At 64.2% G+C, this 23,434-nt stretch carries 25 protein-coding genes and 1 pseudogene; 16 read left to right on the top strand and 10 right to left on the bottom strand.

Annotated elements, in window-relative coordinates; genetic code table 11:
- Nucleotides 1–205 (top strand): annotated as a pseudogene (locus AC1DVM_RS16515) (hypothetical protein); the annotation flags it as partial.
- Nucleotides 206–257: 52 nt separating this feature from the next.
- Here AC1DVM_RS16515 and AC1DVM_RS16510 read toward each other — a convergent pair.
- A complete protein-coding gene (locus AC1DVM_RS16510) occupies nucleotides 258–1,106 on the bottom strand; it encodes a methionyl-tRNA formyltransferase (RefSeq protein ID WP_477256047.1) in 849 nt (282 codons plus the stop codon).
- 15 nt (nucleotides 1,107–1,121) lie between these two features.
- Nucleotides 1,122–2,585, bottom strand: a complete 1,464-nt coding sequence (locus AC1DVM_RS16505) for a patatin-like phospholipase family protein (protein WP_477256045.1) — start codon at nucleotides 2,583–2,585, stop codon at nucleotides 1,122–1,124.
- Nucleotides 2,586–2,769: 184 nt separating this feature from the next.
- On the opposite strand from AC1DVM_RS16505, the gene AC1DVM_RS16500 reads away from it, so the two are divergent.
- From AC1DVM_RS16500 to AC1DVM_RS16475, 6 genes are all read left to right on the top strand, one after another.
- On the top strand, nucleotides 2,770–3,039 hold the full coding sequence (locus AC1DVM_RS16500; RefSeq protein ID WP_477256043.1) for an usg protein: 270 nt from the start codon (nucleotides 2,770–2,772) through the stop codon (nucleotides 3,037–3,039).
- A gap of 164 nt (nucleotides 3,040–3,203) precedes the next feature.
- The gene (locus AC1DVM_RS16495; protein ID WP_477256041.1) at nucleotides 3,204–3,800 is read left to right on the top strand and encodes an exopolysaccharide biosynthesis protein; all 597 of its coding nucleotides are present in this window, start codon (nucleotides 3,204–3,206) and stop codon (nucleotides 3,798–3,800) included.
- 203 nt (nucleotides 3,801–4,003) lie between these two features.
- On the top strand, nucleotides 4,004–5,002 hold the full coding sequence (locus AC1DVM_RS16490; RefSeq protein ID WP_477256039.1) for an ABC transporter substrate-binding protein: 999 nt from the start codon (nucleotides 4,004–4,006) through the stop codon (nucleotides 5,000–5,002).
- 12 nt (nucleotides 5,003–5,014) lie between these two features.
- Nucleotides 5,015–6,016, top strand: a complete 1,002-nt coding sequence (locus AC1DVM_RS16485; protein ID WP_477256037.1) for an ABC transporter ATP-binding protein — start codon at nucleotides 5,015–5,017, stop codon at nucleotides 6,014–6,016.
- Nucleotides 5,998–7,680, top strand: a complete 1,683-nt coding sequence (locus AC1DVM_RS16480) for an ABC transporter permease subunit (protein ID WP_477256035.1) — start codon at nucleotides 5,998–6,000, stop codon at nucleotides 7,678–7,680. The genes AC1DVM_RS16485 and AC1DVM_RS16480 overlap by 19 nt, the downstream gene beginning before the upstream one ends.
- A gap of 478 nt (nucleotides 7,681–8,158) precedes the next feature.
- The gene (locus AC1DVM_RS16475) at nucleotides 8,159–8,812 is read left to right on the top strand and encodes a glutathione S-transferase family protein (protein ID WP_477256033.1); all 654 of its coding nucleotides are present in this window, start codon (nucleotides 8,159–8,161) and stop codon (nucleotides 8,810–8,812) included.
- A 52-nt stretch (nucleotides 8,813–8,864) separates the two neighbouring features.
- Here the strand turns inward: AC1DVM_RS16475 and radC are convergent, their stop codons facing one another.
- Both radC and map read right to left on the bottom strand, forming a co-directional pair.
- The gene (gene radC, locus AC1DVM_RS16470) at nucleotides 8,865–9,554 is read right to left on the bottom strand and encodes a RadC family protein (RefSeq protein ID WP_477256031.1); all 690 of its coding nucleotides are present in this window, start codon (nucleotides 9,552–9,554) and stop codon (nucleotides 8,865–8,867) included.
- Nucleotides 9,551–10,369, bottom strand: a complete 819-nt coding sequence (gene map, locus AC1DVM_RS16465; protein WP_477256029.1) for a type I methionyl aminopeptidase — start codon at nucleotides 10,367–10,369, stop codon at nucleotides 9,551–9,553. Before map ends, radC begins: the two co-directional genes overlap by 4 nt.
- A 153-nt stretch (nucleotides 10,370–10,522) precedes the next feature.
- Here map and AC1DVM_RS16460 point away from each other — a divergent pair, with 153 nt between their 5' ends.
- Complete coding sequence (locus tag AC1DVM_RS16460) at nucleotides 10,523–11,347, top strand: FkbM family methyltransferase (protein ID WP_477256027.1); 825 nt, start codon at nucleotides 10,523–10,525, stop codon at nucleotides 11,345–11,347.
- Nucleotides 11,348–11,392: 45 nt separating this feature from the next.
- Here AC1DVM_RS16460 and phhA read toward each other — a convergent pair whose 3' ends face one another.
- The 4 genes from phhA to AC1DVM_RS16440 all read right to left on the bottom strand — a co-directional run bounded on the left by phhA (nucleotide 11,393) and on the right by AC1DVM_RS16440 (nucleotide 13,724).
- Nucleotides 11,393–12,268 (bottom strand): phenylalanine 4-monooxygenase, encoded by an 876-nt coding sequence (phhA, locus tag AC1DVM_RS16455; protein ID WP_477256025.1) that lies wholly within the window; start codon nucleotides 12,266–12,268, stop codon nucleotides 11,393–11,395.
- 106 nt (nucleotides 12,269–12,374) lie between these two features.
- Nucleotides 12,375–12,878: a VOC family protein gene (locus AC1DVM_RS16450; RefSeq protein WP_477256024.1), complete on the bottom strand. Its 504-nt coding sequence runs from the start codon at nucleotides 12,876–12,878 to the stop codon at nucleotides 12,375–12,377.
- A 14-nt stretch (nucleotides 12,879–12,892) separates the two neighbouring features.
- Nucleotides 12,893–13,246, bottom strand: a complete 354-nt coding sequence (locus AC1DVM_RS16445; RefSeq protein WP_477256022.1) for a DUF1428 domain-containing protein — start codon at nucleotides 13,244–13,246, stop codon at nucleotides 12,893–12,895.
- Nucleotides 13,247–13,283: 37 nt separating this feature from the next.
- Nucleotides 13,284–13,724, bottom strand: a complete 441-nt coding sequence (locus AC1DVM_RS16440; RefSeq protein ID WP_477256020.1) for a VOC family protein — start codon at nucleotides 13,722–13,724, stop codon at nucleotides 13,284–13,286.
- A 58-nt stretch (nucleotides 13,725–13,782) separates the two neighbouring features.
- On the opposite strand from AC1DVM_RS16440, the gene AC1DVM_RS16435 reads away from it, so the two are divergent.
- Complete coding sequence (locus AC1DVM_RS16435) at nucleotides 13,783–14,478, top strand: winged helix-turn-helix transcriptional regulator (protein ID WP_477256018.1); 696 nt, start codon at nucleotides 13,783–13,785, stop codon at nucleotides 14,476–14,478.
- Here AC1DVM_RS16435 and sfsA read toward each other — a convergent pair.
- Nucleotides 14,475–15,194 carry a DNA/RNA nuclease SfsA gene (gene sfsA, locus AC1DVM_RS16430; protein ID WP_477256016.1) on the bottom strand — a complete coding sequence of 240 codons (720 nt, stop codon included), beginning with the start codon at nucleotides 15,192–15,194 and terminating at the stop codon, nucleotides 14,475–14,477. The genes AC1DVM_RS16435 and sfsA overlap by 4 nt on opposite strands.
- Before the next feature lie 131 nt (nucleotides 15,195–15,325).
- Here sfsA and AC1DVM_RS16425 point away from each other — a divergent pair, with 131 nt between their 5' ends.
- The 6 genes from AC1DVM_RS16425 to AC1DVM_RS16400 all read left to right on the top strand — a co-directional run bounded on the left by AC1DVM_RS16425 (nucleotide 15,326) and on the right by AC1DVM_RS16400 (nucleotide 20,436).
- Complete coding sequence (locus AC1DVM_RS16425) at nucleotides 15,326–16,072, top strand: competence/damage-inducible protein A (protein ID WP_477256014.1); 747 nt, start codon at nucleotides 15,326–15,328, stop codon at nucleotides 16,070–16,072.
- Between the two features lie 43 nt (nucleotides 16,073–16,115).
- Nucleotides 16,116–16,622 (top strand): xanthine phosphoribosyltransferase, encoded by a 507-nt coding sequence (gene gpt / locus AC1DVM_RS16420; RefSeq protein WP_477256012.1) that lies wholly within the window; start codon nucleotides 16,116–16,118, stop codon nucleotides 16,620–16,622.
- A 43-nt stretch (nucleotides 16,623–16,665) separates the two neighbouring features.
- Nucleotides 16,666–18,222 (top strand): AMP-binding protein, encoded by a 1,557-nt coding sequence (locus AC1DVM_RS16415; RefSeq protein ID WP_477256010.1) that lies wholly within the window; start codon nucleotides 16,666–16,668, stop codon nucleotides 18,220–18,222.
- Between the two features lie 100 nt (nucleotides 18,223–18,322).
- Nucleotides 18,323–18,613 (top strand): hypothetical protein, encoded by a 291-nt coding sequence (locus tag AC1DVM_RS16410; RefSeq protein WP_477256008.1) that lies wholly within the window; start codon nucleotides 18,323–18,325, stop codon nucleotides 18,611–18,613.
- An 8-nt stretch (nucleotides 18,614–18,621) separates the two neighbouring features.
- On the top strand, nucleotides 18,622–18,912 hold the full coding sequence (locus tag AC1DVM_RS16405; protein ID WP_477256006.1) for a hypothetical protein: 291 nt from the start codon (nucleotides 18,622–18,624) through the stop codon (nucleotides 18,910–18,912).
- A 222-nt stretch (nucleotides 18,913–19,134) separates the two neighbouring features.
- The gene (locus AC1DVM_RS16400) at nucleotides 19,135–20,436 is read left to right on the top strand and encodes a porin (protein ID WP_477256004.1); all 1,302 of its coding nucleotides are present in this window, start codon (nucleotides 19,135–19,137) and stop codon (nucleotides 20,434–20,436) included.
- A gap of 73 nt (nucleotides 20,437–20,509) precedes the next feature.
- Here AC1DVM_RS16400 and AC1DVM_RS16395 read toward each other — a convergent pair whose 3' ends face one another.
- Complete coding sequence (locus AC1DVM_RS16395) at nucleotides 20,510–22,495, bottom strand: PQQ-dependent sugar dehydrogenase (RefSeq protein WP_477256002.1); 1,986 nt, start codon at nucleotides 22,493–22,495, stop codon at nucleotides 20,510–20,512.
- Between the two features lie 190 nt (nucleotides 22,496–22,685).
- Between AC1DVM_RS16395 and AC1DVM_RS16390 the strand changes: the two genes are divergently transcribed.
- The gene (locus AC1DVM_RS16390; protein ID WP_477256000.1) at nucleotides 22,686–23,360 is read left to right on the top strand and encodes a DUF3800 domain-containing protein; all 675 of its coding nucleotides are present in this window, start codon (nucleotides 22,686–22,688) and stop codon (nucleotides 23,358–23,360) included.
- Nucleotides 23,361–23,434: the final 74 nt, after the last annotated feature.

Genomic DNA, 23,434 nt, shown 5'->3' with positions numbered 1-23,434 from the left:
GGGGACGATGTCGAGCCCGGGCAAATTGAACAAGGCGTTCTTCAAGAAAAGCGACAAGGCACGCGACAAGAACGACCACCTCGTCTACGACAAGAAGGGCATTCTCTGGTACGATGCCGACGGCTCCGGCAACGGCGCCGCGGTGCAAATCGCCACGATGTCGAAGAAGCTCAAGATTTCGGCGCTGGACTTCATCGTTATTTGAGGCGGCCCCATCGGCGACCGATGGCAATCCTCCGACATTCGCAGGCGCTCCCTCAGCCGCCCCGCGCTTCTCCGGGCGGGTAGGCGCTCCAGCCCGTCACCTGCACGAAGCCGTCGCGGGCTGCGACCACCAGATGGCGGCGGTGGCGGTGGACGAGGGTGCCGGGTATTTCCGTGTGGGCCTGCCGCCACCCGGCGGCCTCCCACACATGGACGACGCGCGTGTCGATGCGGGCGAAGGATTCGATGGAGCCGAAGGCGCGGATGGTGCGCAGCACGTCGTCGACATTCTTCGTCCAGTCGACATTCCGCTGCGCGGCGGTGACACGGGGCCAATAGCTGCCCGTCCCTTGCGGCTTGGCCTCGCGCCACAGGCGCGGCAGGTCGTCGGCGAGGGAGCGGGCGATGTCTTTCGCCGCGAGCTGGCACTTCGCAAGCAGCAGATCGTGGTTCTCGTCGGGCGCGAGCGGAAAGCGCCGCTGCGCCACGATGGCGCCGGTGTCGAAGGTCGGGTCGATCACGTGCGCCGACATGCCCCATTCGGACGCACGATCGAGGATCGCCTGGAACAGCGGGTAGGGTCCGCGGCCCTCCGGCAGCGGCGAGGGATGAAAGTTCACCGCATAGGACAAATGCGCTTCCCATCCGCCGATGAGCCAAGGATAGCCGGCGACGATCAGCGCATCGCAGCGAAGGGCGCTCAAGGCCGCGAGATCCGCGGGCTTCATGCGCGTGAGCTGGACGGGAATTTTCAGCGCCCGGGCGCGCACGACGGTGACGTCGTTGAAATCATAAAGGCGGTCGCAGGGACGGCTGAAGAGCTTGACCGGCTGCCAGCCGCGCTCGATGAGCGTGTCGAACACGTCTCCCAGAAAGTCGATCCCCGCGAAGGCGAAACGCATCTCCGGCCGACGCCCTTATTGCGGCAAAAGGCGGTCGCGAACGAGCGACGCCGTCAGGTCCCGACGCGGAGTCCTGCCCAGGAAATTTCGGAAAGTCGTGTTGTTGCGCAGGGCCGCCTCGCCGCCCGTGACCAGAAGGTCGATGGTGGCGGGATCGAGCTTGAAGCGCGTCGGCACCTGGTCGAGCTGCGCTTTCAACTCCGGCCCGGCATCGGAGAATGTCACGCGGCCCACCGAGAAATTGACGTCGCCGCAGCGCCATCCGCTCAGCGTTCCCCGCAAGGCGAGCACCTCGCTGCTCGACAGGGTGCAGCGCCAGCGACGCAGATCCGCCTGCCATTCCTTCATGATCGCCGAAAAATAATCGTATCCCTTGTAGACGCCGGAATCGATGGCGACGTCGGTGACGATGCTGGCGATTTCCATCCCGTCCGGGGAGGCTTTCTTGCGCTGCCAATCGCCGGCGGGGCCGCGTCCGGCATCCACCACCAGATAGAGGAAGCGGTTGACGCGCACAGCCTGTTCGGCGGTCATCGGCATGTAGGGCCGGTCGCGGCTCGAACGTGCGATGGCAAGCGAATGGATGCCGAAATTGTCGGTCAATCCGCCGTCGAGAAGTTTCACATAGCGATAGCGCTCGGGATCGCCACGATAGCGCATGAGGGCCGCGCCGCTCGCCTGCAAGGTCGCGGGCGAGGTGTCCGAGAGCGCCGCGCGCTGCATGAATTGCGGCACGCGCCCGCCGCATGCGCCGCCGAAATTTTCCACGTTCATGGGAATGAACACGCCGGGCACCGCCGCTGAGGCGGCGACGGCTTCCGAGAGGCGAACCTTGCTCAGGTCGCTGCACAGCACATTGAAGGTGATGGGTTCGAACACGAACGGCACGCGCGAATAGATGTCGGACGCGGCGATCCAGACCAGCGGGCGCTTGCGGGCGAAGAGGCTGGCGTAGGTCGCGCCGCCGAACACGTTCTCGTCGAGCCAGCGCGGGAATTTCGAGCGGTCGTTGACGCCGCCATCCTGGAAGATCCGCACGACGCTGGCGAGATTGACGTCGGTGTCGAAGCCCTGTTCGGCGTCACGGTCGAGAAACTGGCTTCGGTACTCGGCCAGGCCCTCGCGCCCCTTGAGACCGAAATACGCCGCCGTCACCGAGCCGCCGGAGACCCCCGAGATCAGGTCGACCATCTCGGTCATGCGGCGCGGTCCGCGATCGGTCTGCACCTGGTAGCGGTCGAGTTCGTTGAGAACCCCGTAGGAGAAGGCCGATGCGCGCATGCCGCCGCCCGAGAACGCCACGCCGACCACGGTGGATCCGAACTGGTCGGGGCCGAGCGGCCAGCCGCCCTGATCGGCCGCGGCCGCGATGGGCTCGTTGATCGGTTCGTTGGACACGGTCGCGGCGCAAGCGGACAGCGCCAGGGCGGTCAATGCTGCAAGGAACGCGCCGCTCCACCGCCTCCTCGATGCTGCCATGCCGCCCCCCGATGCCATTGCCGTAATGGCATACGATGGCGTTTACGAAGTCTCAATAGGGATGGCGCGACACTGGTGAGCGAAGCCCTCTCCGGTCGCCGTCCAGAGGGGAACCGGGGCCCGGCGCTTCGCTTTGACCTTAAGTATTGGCGCCGGCTCGCCCGGTGCCGCTGAAGGAGGTCCCATGGTTTCTCGCGACTTCATTCGACAACTCGAAGGCTACGGGCTGACCACCGCCAACATTCTCTACCGTCTGCCCGATCACCCGAAGATCCTGCAGACCTATATCTGGCAGGAATACGATGTGGCGCCGCGCTTTCCGGTCCTGCTCGAATTCCTGGAATTCTGGAAACGCGAACTGGCGGGCCCCCTGCATTCCGTCAGGGTGTGCCACTCGCACCTGATCCGGCCGGCGGAAATCCGCAGGGTGGATGGGGAAATCGCCATCCACTGACGGGCCTGCCGGGGACGGGGAAGGGAAAGGGGAGGCGAAGGGCGCAATCGCCGCAGGCTGCGCGGCCGATATCGCCGCGGGAGGCGGCCGCCGCACTTGRCCCGCCGCATCAACTCGGGTAGACAGGCCTCGTCGTAGAGCGTCCTCGAACTTGCCGGGCCTCCTTGTTATCTGCAGCACGAACGTCCCAAATTCTCGCGGCTCTCGCCTCTCAGCCGGGAGAGCGTCTGACTGTCCGTGACATCATGGCGGTTCTGCAGGATCGTGCCTTCGCGGTTCTCATCGTGCTGCTGGGCCTGCCGAACTGCCTCCCCATGCCACCTCCGATTCCGCTGATCTGCGGATTGCTGCTGGCGCTGGTCGCGGTGCAGATCATCATCGGCCTTCCGACGCCCTGGCTGCCCGACGTCCTGATGCGGCGCTCCATCGCCAGCGTCGATGTGGACCGGGCGGTGGCCCGCGCCATGCCGGCTTTCCGCCGTCTGGAGCGCTTTTCGCGCCCGCGCATGACCTTTCTCGACAACCCCGTTTCCATGCGCCTCATGGGGGTGGTGATCTTCATCCTCGCGTTGGGGCTGCTGTTCGCGCCGCCGTTCGTCGGCCAGATTCCCCTCGGGATCGCCGTCTGCCTCGTGGGCCTCGGTCTCGTCGAGCGGGACGGGCTGGTGGTGCTGGGCGGGCTGATCATCGGTTCGGTCGGCCTGACGCTCAGCCTCGGCTTCGTCTACGCGGTCTTCTCGGGCATCGAGAGCTTCTTCTGAGAGGTTTGCGGCGCGTCAGGCCTTGAGACGCGCCAGGGCCTCCGCGCCGAACTCCGGCCGTTGCTGCGAAGGCCGGGCGCGCGTCCGCTTCCATCCGTGATGACGCCGTCCGCGCCCTCGATGGGCGCCGATGGACATTTCCCCCAACGTTTGAAATATTGGCACATAATTAACCAAGCACAACAAGTGCGAAGGGGACGGCCATGCGACAATTCCTGAAGATCTGCGCTTTGAGTCTGGCTTTATGCGGTACGGCCCAAGCCGGGCAGGTGACGGCCTACACCGCCCTCGAGGAAGATGAGATCGCCGAATATGTGGCGGCGGCGAAGAAGAGCCTGCCGGGTGTCGACCTGAAGGTTCTGCGTCTCTCCACGGGCGATCTCGGCGCACGCATTCTGGCCGAGGCGTCCAATCCGCAGCACGACGTGATCTGGGGCTGGGCCGTCACGAACATGATGGACCCGCGCATCCTCGCCCTCGTCGAGGCCTACAAGGCCAAGGGTTCCGAAAAGCTCGCGGCGCCCTATCACGCCGCCGACGACAAGTGGTTCGCGGCGACCGGCTACATGGCGGCCTTCTGCGTCAACAACGAACGCGCGAAAGCCAAGGGACTGACCCTGCCCAAGGATTGGGGGGACCTGCTCGATCCCAAATTCAAGGGCGAGATCGTCATGCCCAATCCCGTCTCGTCGGGCACGGGCTATCTCCAGATCGTCGGCATTCTGCAGCAGATGGGCGAGGAGAAGGGCTGGAAATATCTCAAGGATCTCGACGCCAACGTGGCGCAGTACATCAAATCCGGATCGCGGCCCTGCAAGGCCGCGCGGGCGGGCGAGTTCGCCGTCGGGACCTCGCTCGCATTCGCGGGCGTCCAATCGGTGAAGGAAGGCTTCCCCGTCACCGTGGTGATCCCCGCCAAGGGCGCCGGCTACGAGCTTGAAGCCTCGGCGCTGATGCAGGCTTCCAAGAACAAGGACGAGGCGCGGAAATTCCTCGACTGGACGCTCTCGCCGGAGGCCGCCGGCATCTATGGCAAGTACAAGGAGATCGTCACGACCGCCGGCTACAAGCCAGACGCCGATTCCATCAAGGCCGGTCTGCCGGAAGATGTGGCGAAGGCTTTGCTGCCGATCGATTTCGCCAAATCGGCGAAGGAGCGGGATGCGATCCTCGAGCGCTGGCAGAAAGAGATCGGCCGCTGACGGCAGCCGCCGATGCGGCTGGAACTGACGGACATCACCAAAACGTTCGGGGGCGTCGTCGCCCTCGACTCCATCTCGTTCTCGGCCGAAGCGCCGGAATTCATCTGCCTGCTCGGCCCGTCGGGATGCGGAAAGACGACGCTGCTCCGGCTGATTGCCGGCCTGGCGATGCCCGATCGGGGCCAATTGCTTCTCGATGGCGAGGACCTGACGCGCATCCCGGCGCGCCACAGGGGCTTCGGCATCGTCTTTCAGGCCTATTCGCTGTTCCCCAACATGAATGTTGCGGACAATATCGGCTACGGGCTCAAGATCCGCGGCAGATCCGCAGCGGCGATCAAGAGCAGGGTGGCGGAACTGCTCGACCTGATCCGCCTGCCGCATCTTGCGGACCGCTACCCTTATCAATTGTCCGGCGGCCAGCAGCAGCGCGTCGCCCTCGCGCGCGCGGTCGCAGTCGATCCCAAGCTCCTGCTTCTCGACGAACCCTTGTCCGCGCTCGACGCAAAAGTGCGGGCGGAATTGCGGTCGGAGATTCGCGATCTGCAGAAGCGCCTCGGCATCCTCACCATCATGGTGACGCACGATCAGGAGGAGGCGCTCACGCTCGCCGACAAGGTGGTGTGCATGAAGCAGGGCCGCATCGCGCAGATCGGCCCGCCCGAGGAACTCTATTCCCGTCCCGCCAATCTGTTCGTGGCCGATTTCATGGGCGTCAGCAATCTCATCGATCAGGCGAGCATCCGGCAATGGGCCGGTCATCTCTTAGGGTCAGCAGCCCTGCCGGCGGATCATGTGGCTTGCGTGCGTCCGGAGCACATCGTGCTGCGACCGGGCGGAACCGGCGCCCGCGTGAAGGAGGTCCAGTTCCTCGGCAATCTGTCGCGCGTGCAGCTTGAATGGCCGGGCGGAAAGCTGGTGGCGCAACAGGCCGGGCGCAGCGCATTGGTGGCGGGCGCCGAGGTGGGCATCGAGATCGCATCCGAGCATTGCTCGTGGATCTCCGCCTCGTGACAGGCGCGGCGATTTCCGCGCGGCGCGGCGTCGATCTCGACCGGGTGTTTCTCGCCCTGTGCCTCGTCATACCGCTGGCGGCTTTGCTGTTGTTTTTTGCCTATCCGCTCGCAACCGTGATCCTGCGCAGCTTTACCGAGAGCGATGGTGGCCTGGGCTTGGGCAATTACGCGCGCATCCTGAACGCGCCGAGTTTCTGGCGCGCCACGTTCAACTCCCTGGTGATGAGCATCTCCACGACGATCCTCGCGCTCGTCCTCGGGCTCGTCGTGGCGTCCGCGGTTCACCGCTGCCGCGTTCCGGGCCGGGCGCTTCTCGTCGGCGCCGTCTCGCTTCCCCTGCTGGCTCCTTCGCTCGTCCAGGGATTGGGCCTCATCTTCCTCCTCGGACGCAACGGCATCGTCACCAAGTTCACCGGCCTCGACATCAACATCTATGGCTTTTGGGGCCTGCTCATCGCCAACGGATTATACGCGTTGCCGCAGGCCGTTCTCATCATCGGGGCTGCTTTGCGCGCCGCCGATGCGCGCATCTACGAGGCGGCCGAGGTGCTGGGAACGCCCGCGCACCGGCAATTCCTCGACATCACGCTACCGAACATCAAGTTCGGCCTGCTCAGCGCGGGTTTCATCGTCTTCACGGTGACGATCACCGACTTCGGCAATGCCGCGACCATCGGCGGCGATTATGCGATCCTCGCGACCGAAATCTACAGTCAGGTCGTCGGCCAGATGAATTTCAACATGGGCGCGGTGGTGGGCATCCTGTTGCTGTTTCCCACCATCCTGGCGTTCTATCTCGAACGGGTGGCGTCCCAGCGCCAGCTCGGTTCGTTGAGCGATTCCGCGATCCCGCTCGCGCCGGTCTTCACGCCGCGGCGGGACGTGCCGATGACGATCGCCGCGTGGCTCATCGCGGCTTTGCCGATCGTCACCGTGGGCATCGTGATCTATGGCAGCTTCGTGCGCCTCTGGCCCTACCGTTTCGACCTGACGTTTCGCCATTACGACGTGAAGGTGGCGGGCGGCTACGAGCCGTTATGGATGACGATCCAGATCTCGCTGATGGCGGGCGTGATCGGCACGATCCTGCTTTTCGCATTGGGTTTTTGCCTGCAACGGCTCCCGCGTCACGTGGTGAAGCCGATCTATTTCCTCTGCCTGCTGCCCGCCTCCGTTCCGGGAGTGGTGCTCGGGCTCGCCTACATCTTCGCGTTCAACGTCCCGAGCCTGCCGCTCTACGCGCTCTACGGAACCGCGACCTTGCTCGCCGCCTGCAACGTCACCCATTACTGGACGCAAGGGTTCCTGACGACCATGACGGGTTTGCGGCAGGTGCCCGCGACGCTGGAGGAAACGGCGTCGTGCATGGGCGCGTCTCTCCCCCGGGTGGTGCGCGACGTCATCGTCCCGTCGCTCGCCCCGACGCTGGTCTCCGTGTTCTTCTTCATGTTCATGCGCTCGATGGTGACGTTGTCGGCGGTGATCTTCCTTGTGACGGCCTCGGTGAGCGTCGCGTCGGTGTCGATCATGCGCCTCGACGAGGCGGGTTTCGTGTCGCAGGCGGCGGCCTTCGCGGTGTGCACGATGGGTGTCGTGGTGGCGGCCTTGGGGCTGATGAAATTGAGCTTGTGGCTGATCGGGAGGCGACAGACGATCCGCTAGATTAGCAGTAACCCGGCGGGCATTTCATCCCGTCACGCTTTTCCCGCTCAGGCGAATGATCAAACGGCCCGGAGAATTCATTCCGCCAAGGAATCGAAAGTGCGAGACGAATTGCGGCCGGTGAAATGAGCAAAGATCCTGCTCCGACTTGATCGTGCCGGCATCGTTTCGCCCGCTCGACAGCTACGCACTGGAAGCCGAAGGCGAAGTCTGTGTCGAATCTCGCGACAGCTTGTCTTGGAGGCAAATCAGCAGCCCGAGGCATCTGTACAATACCAGCGCAAAACAGGACGGCCAGAACCTTGATCAAAGATCGCATTCTCATATTGCAATTTTTATGATCGGTCGCAGAAAATCGCAACAATATCTGGTCGTGATAGCGTCTGAATGCGCTAGAACACGTCGCTCCGTCATTCCGGGCCGCGAGGCAGAGTCCGGAACCCGGACGCGCTTGCCGTTCCGAACGAGGAGCCTCGCGATGACCATCACCATTACGGCCTTCGAACGATCGCCCGATGGCGGCAAGGGACTGGCGCGCGACACGCGCGTTCGCTGGGCGCTCGAAGAAGTAGGCCAACCCTACGCGGTTCGCCTTGTCTCGTTCCGTGCGATGAAGGAACCCGCGCACCGGGCGCTTCATCCTTTCGGCCAGATCCCGACCTATGAGGAGGGCGATCTCGTCCTGTTCGAGACAGGGGCGATCGTGCTCCATATTGCGGAGCGCCATGTGGGCCTGTTGCCGGAGGATGCCAATGGCCGGGCGCGCGCGATCGGCTGGATGTTCGCCGCGCTCAACACAGTCGAGCCGCCGATCCTCGAGTGTGAAGTAGCCAGGCTGCTCGAGGGCGACAAAACCTGGCATGAGAACCGCCTGCCGATGGTCGAGGATCGCGTCCGCGCCCGGCTGGAACCGCTCTCCCGTCGTCTGGGGGATGCCGACTGGCTCGATGGTTCCTTCAGCGCCGGCGACCTGATGATGGTGTCGGTTCTGCTCAGGTTGAAGTCCTCGGGCATTCTCGACGAATATCCGAACCTCGCCGCGTACGTCGCCCGCGGCGAGGCGCGACCCGCCTACAGGCGGGCTTTCAACGATCAACTGGCGGTGAACACCGGCAAGCCGCGAGCCGGTTGAAAGTCCGGCCTGCGCTCAGACCCGGCATTTCGCCCAGTTCGTGGGCCCAACCTTAAATCAGCTTCAGCCCTTTCAGGCTCGCATGACCCTCGCGCCCGACGATGATGTGGTCGTGCACGGCGATGCCGAGGGGGCCCGCGATGTCGATGATGTCCCGGGTGATCTTCACATCGGCGGAGGAGGGGGTCGGGTCTCCGCTGGGATGATTGTGCACCAGGATCAAAGCCGAGGCGGAGAGCTCCAGGGCCCGTTTGACCACCTCGCGCGGATAGACCGGCGTGTGGTCGACGGTGCCCGATTGCTGCACCTCGTCGGCGATGAGCGCGTTGCGCTTGTCGAGGAAGAGCAGGCGGAACTGTTCCTTGTCCATGAATGCCATGGCGGTGCGGCAATAATCGATCACCGAACTCCAGGACGAGAGCACCGGACGTTTCGCCACCGCGCCGCGGGCGAGGCGGCGGGCGGAGGCCTCGACGATCTTCAGGTCGGCGATGACGCTTTCGCCGAGGCCCTCGATCTCCATCAGGCGCGCAGGGGAGGCGGCGAGCACCTCCGCGAAGGAGCCGAAGCGCCGCACCAGTTCCTTGGCGAGGGGCTTCACGTCGCGGCGGGGGATCGACCGGAACAGGACGAGTTCCAAAAGCTCGTAATCCGGCATCGCGTCGCCGCCGACATCCGAAAACCGCGCGCGCAACCGGTCCCGGTGCCCGTGGTAATGGGGTGTGTCGTCGCTGCCGCTCATGCGGGGGCGTAGGGCTGGTCCAACCCGTTCGGCGAGAGGGTAAAGATCTCGCATCCGGTCTCCGTCACGCCGATCGTGTGCTCGAACTGCGCCGAGAGGGAGCGGTCGCGGGTCACGGCGGTCCAGCCGTCGGACAGGACCTTCACCTGCGGCCGGCCGAGATTGATCATCGGCTCGACGGTGAACAGCATCCCGGCCTTCAGCTGCACGTTGTACGAGGGCTCGACGTAATGGAGGATGGTGGGGCTGTCGTGGAAGACCTGGCCGAGGCCGTGGCCGCAAAAATCCCGCACCACCGAGCAGCGCTCCGCCTCCGCATAGGATTGGATGGCCGCCCCGATATCGTTGGTCCACGCACCTTCCCTGATGACCGCGAGGCCCCGCATGAGGCACTCATAGGTGATCTCGCAGAGGCGTTGGGCGCGCCGGGGCACGTCGCCCACATAGTACATCCGGCTCGAATCCCCGTACCAGCCGTCGAGGATCAGCGTCACGTCGATATTGGCGATGTCGCCCTCGCGCAGAGGCTTGTCGTTGGGGATGCCGTGGCAGACCACATGGTTGATCGAGATGCAGGTGGATTTGGTGTAGCCGCGGTAATGGAGCGTCGCCGGATAGGCGCCGTGATCCCGGGCGAATTCGAAGACCAGCCTGTCGAGGCGCTCGGTGGTCACCCCGGGCGCGACCTCGGCGGCCAGCATGTCGAGCGCTTCGGCGGTCAGCCTCCCGGCCCGCCGCATGGCCGCGAAGGCCTCCGGGCCGTGCAGGGGGATTTGCGAGCTGCGCTTGCGCTCGATCGTATCGGTCTCAGTCATCAGGCGTCCTTGGAGCTATCCCGAATGTAGGGATTGGCGCGGCGCACGCAAGCAGGGGGCCTGAGGGCCCGGCCCCTCGAACTTGCGAATGCACCGCCGGAATGTCATGACACCCCCGAATTTCAAAGCCAACCGGCTTGCAGGTTATTGATGATGAACGATCCTCGTCCCTTCGGGGCCTATGCGCCGACCGGATTCGCCAAATGGGCGCTGGAGCGGACCCGGGCCTTTTCCAACGGCTGGGGCCCCCGCCGCCTGGCTTTCGTGCTGCGCCGCCTGGCGGTCAGATCCCTCAAGGGCCAGCCGCTTGACGTCGAGTCCCTCGGCGCCCGGATGCGCCTGTACCCTTACAACAATGTCTGCGAAAAACGCATCCTCTTCACGCCGCAATATTTCGATCCGCAGGAGCTCGCCCTGCTCGAATCGCGGATCGGCCCCGGTTTCACCTTCGTGGATGTCGGGGCGAATGTGGGCGGCTATGCGCTGTTCGTGGCAGCGCGCGCCGGCACCTCGGGCCGCATTCTGGCGCTGGAGCCGCAACCGGAAATCTTCGACCGGCTGACCTACAACATCCGCCAGAACCCCTTCGGCACCATCAAGGCCATCGCCTGCGCGGTCGCCGACAAGACCGGCGAGCTGACCCTCTTCCTCGACCCCCGCAACAAGGGCGAGTCGAGCGTGAAGATCGTCGGCCCCAACGAGGCGGATGCCATCCGCGTCCCGGCCATCACCCTGCTCGATCTCCTCAACCAGGAGCATTTCACCAAGGTGGACGCCATCAAGCTCGACGTGGAAGGCGCCGAGGACCTGATCCTCGACCCGTTCTTCCGCGATGCGCCGGAATCGCTCTACCCCAAGCTCTTCGTCATCGAGGACGGGCGCGAGCAATGGCAGATCGACCTGCCGAAGCTTCTGGCCGGAAAGGGTTACCGGCTGATCCTGCAGACCCGGCTGAACCTGGTGTTCGAGCGGCCGTAATGTCCATCGAGATCGCGTTGCCTGCGCCGCGAGGACCGACCGCGTTTACTTCAACTTCGTCTTCGTCGTCGGGAATTCCCGCCAGAATTCGCCGGTGCCTTTTCGCACCACGCGGTCCTGCGGCAGGATCTCGAAGGGCGAGTGAGTGGACTCTGTCCGCAGCCTGTCGAAGGCGGCGATGAAATCGCGGCCCTTGAGCAGGTCGAAGAGATCCTCAAACCGGTCGATCACGAAATACGTCGCCTGATAATCGTCGATGTAATAGCCGGTGCGCAGGACACGTTCGAGGTCGAAGGCGATCTGATTGGCGGAGGGATCCTCCACCACGTATTTCGCCTCCCCGTAGGACGAGACGATGCCGGCGCCGTAGATCCGGATGCCTTCGGGCTTGCGGATCAGTCCGAACTCGATCGTGTACCAGTTCAGCCGCGCGAGGAATTTCACGCCCTTGTGGTCGACCGCATCGAGCCCGATCCGGCCGTACTCGTTCATGTAATCCGCATAGGCCGGATTGGTCAGGAGCGGGACGTGGCCGAACACATCGTGGAAGATGTCGGGCTCTTCCAGATAATCGAGCTGCTCGCGGCTGCGGATGAAGGTTCCGGCGGGAAACTGACGGTTGGCCAGCATCTGAAAGAACGGCCGGGACGGGATGAGCCCCGGCACCGCGACGACCTCCCAGCCGGTGAGACGGCGCAGTCGGGCGTTCATGTGGTCGAAATTCGGCACGCCCGCGGAGTCGATGCCGAGGGCCGCGAGGCCATCGAGATATTCCTCGCAGACGTGGCCCTTCAGGATTGTCTGCTGCCGCTCGAAGAGGATGCGCCAGATGTCGTGGTCCTCGGGGGTGTAGCGTTCGAAGCCCTGATCGACGATGCATTCCTCGACCGTCTGAGCGGTCAAAACGCTGTGTCCGGCCATCGCGGTCTCTCCCGACGGGGCGGGCCCGGACCGGCAATGGGAGCCGGCTTCGGGCGCCGCTTTTCAGGATAACGGCAAAGGTGGCCCTGTGGATCCGGACCGCCTTCTATGCGGCGGCCGCGCCGTCATACGCGCGCTGAAGCTCCGCGATATCGAGCTTCACCATCTCCATCATCGCCTGTGTGACGCGCGCCGACTTGGCGGGATCGGGATCGCCCATCAGCCGCAGCAGCACGGAGGGCACGATCTGCCATGAGACCCCGTACCGGTCCCTCAGCCAGCCGCATTGCTCGACTTCGCCGCCCTCCGACAGGGCGTCCCACAAGCGGTCGACTTCGGCCTGATCGGCGCAGTCGACCGAGAACGAGATGGCGTGGGTGAAGTCGAAACGGGTGCCGCCATTGAGCGCCTGGAAGCGCTGGCCGGCGAGAGTGAAGGCAACGGCCAGCACGGTGCCGGCTTTTCCCGCCGGCGTGTCGACGGGGTTTTTCTGGACGTGGTCGATGCGTGAATCGCGGATGAGCGACACGTAGAATGTCGCCGCCTCCTCGGCCTCTCCGTCGAACCACAGACAGGGTGCGATCTTGGAACGCGCGATCCCGGATATCATGCTCGTTCCCCCGCTCATTCCGTGTCCACCAGCACCGAGAAGCCGCCGAAGATCATGCGCCTGCCGTCGAAGGGCATGTCCTCGTGCATCTTCATGCGCGGATCCTCCATGATCTTCTTGTTGCCGGCGTCGCGCGCTTCCTTCGAGGGCCAGACGACCCACGAGAAGACGACGTTTTCTCCCGCCTCGGCATTTACCGCGCGTTTGAAATCCGTGACCTTGCCGTCGGGGACGTCGTCGCCCCAGCATTCGACGACGCGGGTGGCGCCGTGTTCCTTAAAGACAATCGCTGTCTTCTCCGCCGCTTCGCGGAAGGCGTCTCGTTTCCCGACCGGGACCGGAATGACGAATCCATCGATGTAGCTCATGTGTTTTCTCCCTTTGGGTGGTTTGCTTGCCGGAGCCTCAGGCGCCGACCTGCTCTGGGGCTTTCGCCATGGCGGTCTTGGCCGCTTCCATATCCATCCACATGACTTCCCAGATGTGGCCGTCCGGATCCTCGTAGCTGCGGCCGTACATGAAGCCGAAATCCTGCGTCGGAGTGGGATCGCCCTTGCCGCCGGCCGCGATCGCCTTGCGGACCAGGCCGTCGACTTCGTCCCGGCTGTCGGCGGAGACGCAGATCAGCACTTCGCTGGTGGTCCGCGCATCGGCGATCGCCTTCGGGGTGAATTGCCGGAACTTGTCATGGGTCAACAGCATCGCGTGGATGGTGTCGGAGAACACCATGCAGGCGGCGGTGTGGTCGGAGAATTGTTCGTTCTTGGTAGCGCCGACGGCCTCGTAAAAGGCGGTCGAGCGTGCGAGATCGGTAACCGGCAGGTTGACGAAAATCAGTTTGGCCATGGCGTTTCCCTTAAGTGTCGTTTGACGATCATGATGGCGAGAGTTATAAAAAGCAACTATGAAGTTAGAAAAAATAACTCAAGCTTCCCAGCGCCGTCGTTACGACGATGCGTGTGCCGCCGCTCACGCTCTCGATCTCGTCGGCGAACGCTGGGCGCTTCTGGTGATGCGTGAATTGATGGTCGGGCCGAAGCGGTTCGGCGACCTGCGCGCAAGCCTGCCCGGCATCAGCGCCAACGTCCTGACCCAGCGGCTCGAGGGGCTGGAGGCCACGGGCGTGCTCGTCCGCCGCAAGCTGCCGCCGCCCGCCAATTCGCAGGTCTATGAGCTGACCGCGTGGGGCTATGAGAGCGAGCCGATCTTTCAGGCGCTCGGCCGCTGGGCGGCGCGCTCGCCGACCCACGATCCCACCCTGCCGTTTAGTGCCGCATCGTTGCTCCTGTCGCTGCGGACCATGCTCGATCCGCAATTGGCCGAAGGGATCGACGCCCGGATCGGCTTTAGGCTCGGCTCTGAGACCTACCTGGCTCATCTCGCCAAGGGCGAGATTGCCATTGCGAGAGGTTCCATCGACAAGGCCGAGCTGGTCTTTGCCGGAGAGCCTCCGGTCATCGCCGGCGCGGTCTATGGCGGCCAGCCGCTCGAGGTTCTGGAAAACGCCGGCGTGCTGCGGGTCGAGGGGGACCGGGCCCTGGCCGAACGGTTTCTCACCCTGTTTCCGCTTCCGCCCAAGGTGGAGAAGGCAGCGCGCTAGCGTGGCGTGACGATCTCCACCGCGCGGTCGATCCTGACGCCCTCCGGTGTGACCTTGCAAGTATAGGCATGGGATTCCACGCCCGCCGCCAGCGCATGGCGGAACGCCCTGTCATAGGCCGGGTCGATGTCCCGGGCCACGTCGAACCTGTCGGCCTTCATCTGGATCACGTAGACCAGCGCCGCCCTGAACCCGGCTGCCACCATCTCGGCGAGCTCATAGAGGTGTTTCGCGCTGCGGGCCGCGATGCAATCGGGAAATTCGGCGAAGCCCGGCTCGCGCATCAGGTGACAGTTCTTGACCTCGAGGTAACAGGAAGGCGCGCCGTCCTTTTCGAGCAGGAAATCGACCCGGCTGTTGCGGCCATATTTCACCTCCGGCCGGACGCGGTCGTAGCCGATGAACGGCGCCAGCCGCGCCTCGCTCAGGGCCTCCGCCACGAGGGCGTTGGGGCGCGAGGTGTTGATGCCCACGAGCTGACGCGGGCCGCCGCCGGCCGCGACCTCCACCAACTCCCAGTTATAGCCGAGCTTGCGCTTGGGGTTGCTCGCCCGCGACAGCAGGACCCGGCTTCCCGGCTCCTTCAGCCCCAGCATCGCCCCCGGATTGGCGCAATGAGCCGTGACCACGCTCCCATCCGGCAACGCGATATCGGCGAGGAAGCGCTTGTAGCGCTCAATGAGACGGCCCTCGATGAGGGTGTGGGGGAAGTCCATGCCCTGCCGTAGCAGAGGCCGACGACGCCGTTCAATCCCCCGTTACCGGGGGCCGGCCGCGAACAGGCAATGCTGATTACTTGAGCATTGTCCTCACACCGGCTAAACGCCATCAAAAGGAACCCTCCAGCATGGCCGCCTCCATCACAGCCGCGCTTCTGGTCATCGGCGATGAGATTCTCTCCGGCCGGACCAAGGACAAGAATATCGGCTACATCGCCGAATATCTCACCGGCATCGGGGTGGACCTCTCCGAGGTGCGGATCGTGCCCGACGTGGAGGCCGAGATCGTGGCGGCGGTCAACGCGCTGCGAACCCGCTACACCTACCTGTTCACCACCGGCGGCATCGGGCCGACCCACGACGACATCACGGCGGATGCCGTCGCCAAGGCGTTCAATGTCGCCATCGATATCGATCCGCGCGCGGTCGCGATGATGCAGCAGCGCTACCAGCCGGGCGAGTTGAACCAAGCGCGGCTGCGCATGGCGCGCATTCCCGAAGGCGCCGACCTCATCGAGAATCTCATCTCCAAGGCTCCCGGTTTTCGCATCGGCAATGTGTTCGTCATGGCGGGCGTGCCGGCGATCATGCAGGCCATGCTCGACGCGGTTGCGCCCAGCCTCGAGACCGGCCTGCGCATGATCTCCGAACCGATCGACGCCGAAGGGATTCCGGAAGGGATCTATGCCGAAGGCTTAGGGCAGATCGCGGCCGCGCATCCGCTGGTCTCCATCGGCTCCTACCCATCTTTCTCGACCAGCGGGTTCCGCAACCAGATCATCGTGCGCGGCAAGGACGCGGACGCGGTTGCGAATGCCGCGAGCGCAATCCACGATCTCCTCCATCGCCTTAAGCGCGACGGCAATCCGCTCTAGTATTTTCGCTACCGCCAGACATTTATCAGCCGAGAGTCACCCAATGTCGCCTTCCTCACCCAAAGCCTTTCCCGTCTCGTGGGACCAGTTCCACCGGGATGCCCGCGCGCTCGCCTGGCGGCTTGCCGCCGCGGGGCCGTTCGAGGCCATCGTGTGCATCACGCGCGGCGGCCTGGTGCCGGCCGCCATCGTGGCGCGCGAACTCGATGTGCGGCTGATCGAGAGCGTCTGCGTCGCGAGCTATCACGACTACAAGAACCAGGGCGAATTGCGCGTGCTCAAGGACATCGCGCCAGCCGTCAAGGCGCTCGGCGACGGCAGCGGCAAAGGCGTGCTGGTCATCGACGATCTCACCGACACCGGCAAGACCGCCAAGATCGTGCGCGACATGCTGCCGAACGCGCATTTCGCGGCCGTCTACGCCAAGCCGGCAGGCCGCCCTCTCATCGACACTTTCGTAACCGAGGTCAGCCAGGATACGTGGATCTATTTCCCGTGGGATATGGGCCTCACCTACCAGGCCCCCATCAACGAGAATTCGGCCGGCTGAACAGCCTTTCGGCCAGACACGCCAACCACCACAGGGGGAAGCCTTGGCCGATTTCGATCTCGCGCGGACGCGCAAGAGCCTCTTCGAGGCCCTCATCGACGCCCGCGACCGCTTCGGTCGCAACAAGCCGGCGCTGGAGGATCCCGAACGCCAGCCGATCACCTATGGCAGGCTGGTGCTCGGCGCGCTGGTTCTCGGGCGCAAACTCGCCGGGCTGACGAAGCCGCGCGAAAATGTCGGCGTGCTGCTGCCCAACGTGCAGGGGCTGGCGGTGGCGTTGTTCGGTCTCAACGCTTTCGGCCGCGTGCCGGCGCTGCTCAATTTCACCGCCGGGACCCGCAACCTGAAAGCGGCATGCGAGGTCGCGCGCGTCGAGACCATCGTGACGTCCCGCCGCTTCGTTGAGCAGGGCAAGCTCGACGACGTGCTGGCGGCGATCGCCGAGGGGCGGCGCGTGGTCTTTCTCGAGGATGTGCGCAAGCGGATCACCAGCGTCGACAAGGCGCGGGGGCTCGTCGAGAGCTGGTTCGCGCGCGCCCTCCACAAGCGGGCGGGCATGCGGCCCGACGATCCGGCCGTTGTGCTGTTCACCTCCGGCTCGGAAGGCAAGCCCAAGGGCGTGGTCCTGTCGAACGCCAATCTGGTGGCCAATGCCTATCAGGTCAAAGCCCATGCGGGCGACGTGCTGACCGTCGACGACGTGTTCTTCAATCCGCTGCCGATCTTCCATTCCTTCGGGCTGACCGCGGGCCTTCTGACCTCGCTGTTGAACGGCATCAAGGTGGTGCTCTATCCGAGCCCGCTGCATTATCGCCAGATCCCGAAGCTCATTGCCGGCACCCGATCCACCATCCTTCTCGCCACCGATACGTTCCTGCAGGGCTATGCCCGCGCGGCCGATCCGGACGATCTCCAGACGGTGCGCTACGTCATCGCGGGCGCCGAGCGGGTGAAGGACGATACCCGCAAGCTCTGGGAGCGCCACGGCACCGTCATTCTGGAGGGCTACGGCGCCACCGAATGCGCGCCGGTGGTGGCCTGCAGCCTGCCCGACCGCAACCGCCACGGATCGGTCGGACCCTTCCTGCCCGGCATCAAATGGCGACTCGCACCGGTCGAGGGGATTCACGAAGGCGGGCGTCTGAGCGTTCGCGGCCCCAACGTGATGCGGGGCTATCTCGATCCCGAGGCACCCGCGGGCATCGATCCGCCGGATGACGGCTGGCACGACATGGGCGACATCGTCTCGGTCGAGGACGGCATGGTGCGCATCCTCGGCCGTGCCAAGCGCTTCGCAAAGGTCGGCGGCGAGATGATTTCGCTCGCCGCCATCGAGACGGTTGCGCAAGGGCTCTGGCCGGAATTCAATCACGTGGTGGTGGCGCTGCCCGATCCCCGCAAGGGCGAGCAGGTGGTGCTGATCACCGACAAGCCCGACGCCGACCGCGAGGCGCTGATGACGTATGCCCGCGAGCAGGGTTTTCCCGAATTGTGGGTGCCCAAAGCCATCCTGGTCTCCAGCATCCCGGTGCTCGGCTCCGGCAAGACGGACTACGCGGCGGCGGTGGAAATGGCGCGTCGGCTGCAGACCATGCTCTAGGGCCTTGCTGTCACAAGCGCGTGTGCGCGCTTGCCGGCCGGTCGCGTTGCCTCATTTCGACATCATGGGGCGAGTGCCCAAGACTTTTTCGAGAGGATTCATGCAAAAATTCGCCTTGGTTCTGGCCCTCTCGGCTGCCGCCACATCGGCTCAGGCACAGCCGCGCCCGATGACCCCCGCCATGGGCTGCGCACAGGCCCAGCAGCTGGTGTTGCGCAATGGTGCGATCGTCCTCGGCACCGGCACCCACACGTATGATCGCTATGTGCGCGATCTGAGTTTTTGCCAGATCGACGAGAGCCTGCAATCGGCCTGGGTGCCCGCTCGCGACACGCCGCAATGCTTCGTCGGCTATGTCTGCCGCAGCGGACGGGACTGGTGGGACGATTAGGACGCCGGATGCGAATCCTCAACCTCGTCCTCATCCTTGCACTGGCGCCGTCCGTGGCGTTCGCGCAGTCGCGCCCTATGACGCCGAGCCTGGACTGCGCCTCCGCGCGGCAACTCGTGAGCCGCGCCGGGGCGATTGTTCTCGGCACCGGGGCGAACACCTTTGACCGCTATGTGCGGGACCGCAGCTTCTGCCAGCTCGCCGAGATCCTCGATCCCGCCTGGGTGCCCACGCGTGACGTTGCGCAATGCCCGGTCGGCTATCGCTGCCGCAGCGGTGCGCTCGACTTCAACGACTGAATCGCAAAACGGTCGGAGCCGCGCCGGACAGGCTGTGTAATTTTTGCCACACCCGCCGCGGAAATCGCGCGCCTTGCCGCGAGTGGCTGTTTTCTGGGCATGAAGGCAGGACGCTGCACAAAATTCGACGCCCGCGAGCATTGCTCCGGAAGGCCGGATGGGTAATGTAACAATCGTACATTTGGCCAGTAGCCTCAGCGCTACGCTCTCGGAGAACAACCAATGAAGCTCGTCAAGAGCCTCCTTCTAGGCACTGCCGCTGGCCTCTGCGCCGCTGCCGGTGTCCAGGCCGCCGACCTTCCCTCGAAGAAGGCCGCCGCCGTCGAATACGTCCGCGTCTGCTCGTCGCTCGGCGAAGGCTTTTTCTACATTCCCGGCACCGAGACCTGCCTGAAAATCGGCGGCCGCGTGCGCGCGGATTATCTCTATGCGGAACCGCTGACCCGCGCGAACGACGCCATCGGCTTCCGCGCTCGTGGCCGCATCCAGCTCGATGCCCGCACGACGACGGCTTATGGCCTTCTCCGGTCGGTCGTCCGCATGGAAATCACCCGCAACTCGGGCACGCCGTTCACCGATACCGGCCGTATCACCACGAGCCCGGATATCGCCCAGGCGTTCATCCAGTTCGGCGGCCTGACCGCCGGTCGCGTCACCACGTTCTTCGACAACAGCGACCTGCCCACCGAGCACATGGGCACCTTGCGCTTCTCGGATGCGCCGGACGTCGACCTCCTGGCCTACACCTTCACGTTCGGCAACGGCTTCTCGGCCACGCTGTCGATCGAAGACGGGATCGAGCGCCGCTCGAACGGCTTCCTGGACGATCCCACCCTTGCGACCCTTTCGTATGGCGGACAGCGCGCTCCCGACGTCGTCGGCGCACTGAAATACACCGGCACCTGGGGCACCGCCCAACTCTCGGCCGCGCTGCACCAGACCCGCAGCAACAACCTGCCCACGGCTCTGCCCGGCGGTGTCTGGGGCAACGGCACGAACGGCTTCCCGGACAGCGATTACGGCTTCGCGGTGCAGGGCAGCGTCGGCGTGAACCTGCCGATGCTCGGCGAGGGCGATGCCGCCTGGATCAACGCCGCCTATGCGGATGGCGCGCTCAGCTACATCACGGGCGGTTCCACCGATTCGCTCAGCGCCGGCGTGCTCGCGGGCATCCTGGTCGATGGCTGGATCAACCCGGCCACGGGCAACATCTCGAGCGGCCGAGGCTGGTCGGTCGCGGGTGGCCTTCGGCATTACTGGACCCCCACCGTGCGTCAGAGCGTGTTCGGCTCCTACGCGCGCTTCGATTATTCGGCGGCCGCTTCGCAGTTCGGCATCGTCGATTTCAACGAAGCTCGCGTCGGCACCAACGTGATCTGGAGCCCGGTCAGCGGTCTCGATATCGGCGCCGAGGTCATGTACGCCCGGGTCGATCCCCGCGGCCGCTTCACCTTCGCCAACGGCCAGTCCTTCGGCTCCGACAGCGCCTGGGAAGGCCGCCTGCGCGTGCAGCGGGACTTCTAAAATCTGAAGGTTTACATCGAGGCCCCGGCGGAAACGCCGGGGCCTTTTCGTTTTGGACTGTTTCTGAAATGCGTCAGATGACGAAAAAGTCCGACGCCGTGACGGTGTCGGGACTTCCCGCCAATCTGGCGAACTGGATTTGTGCAGCGCCGCCGATCCCGTCGGGATCGAAGAACAGGGCGCCGGTGCGGCTGTTGTAGATAACATGCTGGCTGCTCTCGGAGGCCGTCGACCCAAGCCGGAACGCGTCTTCGGCGAGCGCGCCGGCGGGCAGTCCCTTGAAGATGGCATTCTGCAGAAGCACGCGGTCGAAGGCCGGCTGAAAACCCCGGATCGTATCGACGTTTCCCGTGCTCAATGCCGCGTCGAACAAGAAGGTGTCGAAACCCGGCCCGCCGGTAAGCACGTCGGCGCCGGTGCCGCCATTCAGCCTGTCATTGCCCGATCCGCCGCTCAAGACATCGCGGCCGGAGCCGCCGCTCAGCCGATCCTCGCCGGCCTCGGCATGCAGGAGGTCGTCGCCGCTGCCGCCGCTCAATCGGTCATTGCCGGGCCCGCCGTCGAGATGATCGTTCCCGCCTTGACCCATCAGGTTGTCGTTGCCGGAATTGCCCGCCAAACGGTCGTCGCCGGTGCCGCCGTCGAGCCTGTCCGCCCCCGTCCCGCCGGTGGCATAATCGTTGCCGTCCCCGCCCAGGATGACGTCGTTGCCCGCATTCCCGGACAGCCGATCCCGGCCATTACCACCGTCCAGCCGATCGGCCCCGTCGCCGCCGCCAAGGGTGTCGTTGCCATCGCCGCCGAAGATGACATCCGCGCCGCCATTGCCGAACAGGCGGTCCCCGAGATCGGGCTCCCCGCCGGTGGGAACGAGCCTGAAAACGTCGCCGTCGATATCGACGATGTAGAGGTTTCCCGCCGCGTCCTCGCCGAAGGACGACACGCTCCCGATGGAGCCCGCATCGACGGCGATCTGCGACGTGCGGTCGGTCGCCTGCCACGACCCGCCCGCATCCGTCAGCGTGAGGATTGAGCCGCGCACGAAATCCCCGAAGACATACTGTCCCTGCAGCGCGGGGTTCGGCCCGTGATAAACGTAGCCGCCGGTGATCGATCCGCCCCGGCTTCCATGTTCGTAGGAATAGATCGGGTTCGTGTAGCGCGGATCGGTGGGGCTGACCGGCCCGTCGTCCTGCGCCGTTCCGCGGCCCCAGCCGTAATTCGCCCCGGCCCGCCCGAGATTGACCTCCTCGACGCTGCTCTGGCCCACATCGGCGATGAACAGGCGGCCCGACGGATCGAAGCTCTCGCGCCAAGGGTTGCGCAGCCCGATGGCGTAGATCGCCGACCGCTCGACCGTCCCGGCGATGCCGTCGAACTGGGTCGGATTGTCGGTCGGCACCGCATAATTGCGGTTCGGATCGCCCGGATAGGCATCGCCCCCGTTCACGTCGAGACGGAGGATCTTTCCCAGCGGATTGTTCAGGTTCTGGGCATTGCCGCTGAACGCGCTGTCGCCCACGCCCGCATACAGAAAACCGTCCGGCCCGAAGCCGACCCAGCCGCCGCGATGGTTGGTGGCGGACGAGAAATCGATCCGCAGGACGAGGCGCTGGCTTGCGGGATCGACCACGTTCGGGTTCGAGGCCGAAGTCAGATATTCGCGAAGCTCCACATCGCCATCGACCGTCGACAGGTAAGCGTAGAGCTTGCGGTTCTGGGCAAAGCCCGGGTGGAAGGCGAGGCCGAGCAGGCCCTGTTCGCCATCGGTGGCGATCTGCGACGCGACGTTGAAAAACGGCGTCGATTCGACCTGACCTGTCGCGAGATTCACAATCCGGATCAGGCCGGTCTTCTCGACGACGAAGAGGCGCCCCGTGTCTCCCGAAGGCGCCGTCACGAAAAGCGGTTGGGAAAAGCCCGTCGCGACCCGGACCGCGCTCAGTCCCAGGGGCTCCGGCGGCGCATTCGGGTCCCAGCCATAGATGATCTCGGCCGCCTTGCTCCCGCTGAAAATGTCAGCGCCGTTGGTGTTGGTGCGAACGACCCGCGTGACCATGGCAAGCTCCCCGAGACGGGTGGCATGGCGGGGGAAGTGGGGTGGGAGAGGGGAGTGTCAACGAGGTGGGAGCGCAAGCTTCCCCCGGAGCCGTGAACACCATGGTCTTGCGTTATTATAACGCTATAACTTGGCATGCGCCGTGTCTTTGCGATAACACTGCAGTTCGATATGCAGCAGCTGTGATCTCATGAAGTTCATCTATCTCGACGAAGCAGGAAACACGGGACGCAAGCTCGACCCTGATCAACCTCATCATTTGATTGCAGCGGTGCTTGTTGACGCCGTGCAAGTGCCCGAAGTGGAACGGATAATGAGGGGACTTGCTGCAAAGCACTGCGGACACGACGGACTCGTCGGCGAAATAGAATTCCACGGCTATGAGATTCGCGCAGGTCGCGGTGCTTTTAAAGGTATGGCCTTAGAGCGCCGCATCGATGTGATGCGGGACATCGTGCATATCATCCAGGCGCAAAAATTAGCTGTCGGTTATGTGTCTATCGATAAACATAAAACTTGGAGCAGCAAGCATCCGCACGAATTCGCTTTTATGTTTCTCGTTGAACGAATTCAAGACGTTTTGAAATCAGAAAATTTACTAGGCTTGATAGTGGCGGACGAACACAAAGACGTTGAACAGAAACTTATAGAAGATTTAGATAAATATAAACAATTCGATACAAACTGGGGATACCGACCGACTAAAGCCGAAAACATAATTGATAGTATTCACTTCGTTTCGTCGAGAAACAATTGGCTGATTCAACTGGCCGACGTGGTCGCGTCTGTCATACTTCGCGGTAACCGAGTGACGAAGGCGATAACAGAAAGGTATGTTTCTGCGGGCGTCCTACAGATTTTATGACGTGGTCCAAGGCGAACGCGTCGCGTCAGGAGTTGATTGATCTTGAATTGTTGCGGGCTCTCGGACCTATGAGG

It is taken from the genome of Microvirga sp. P4_A5 (genome assembly GCF_056402495.1).
Note: the sequence above shows the minus strand (reverse complement) of the source record. Positions and strands in the feature narration are given on the sequence as shown.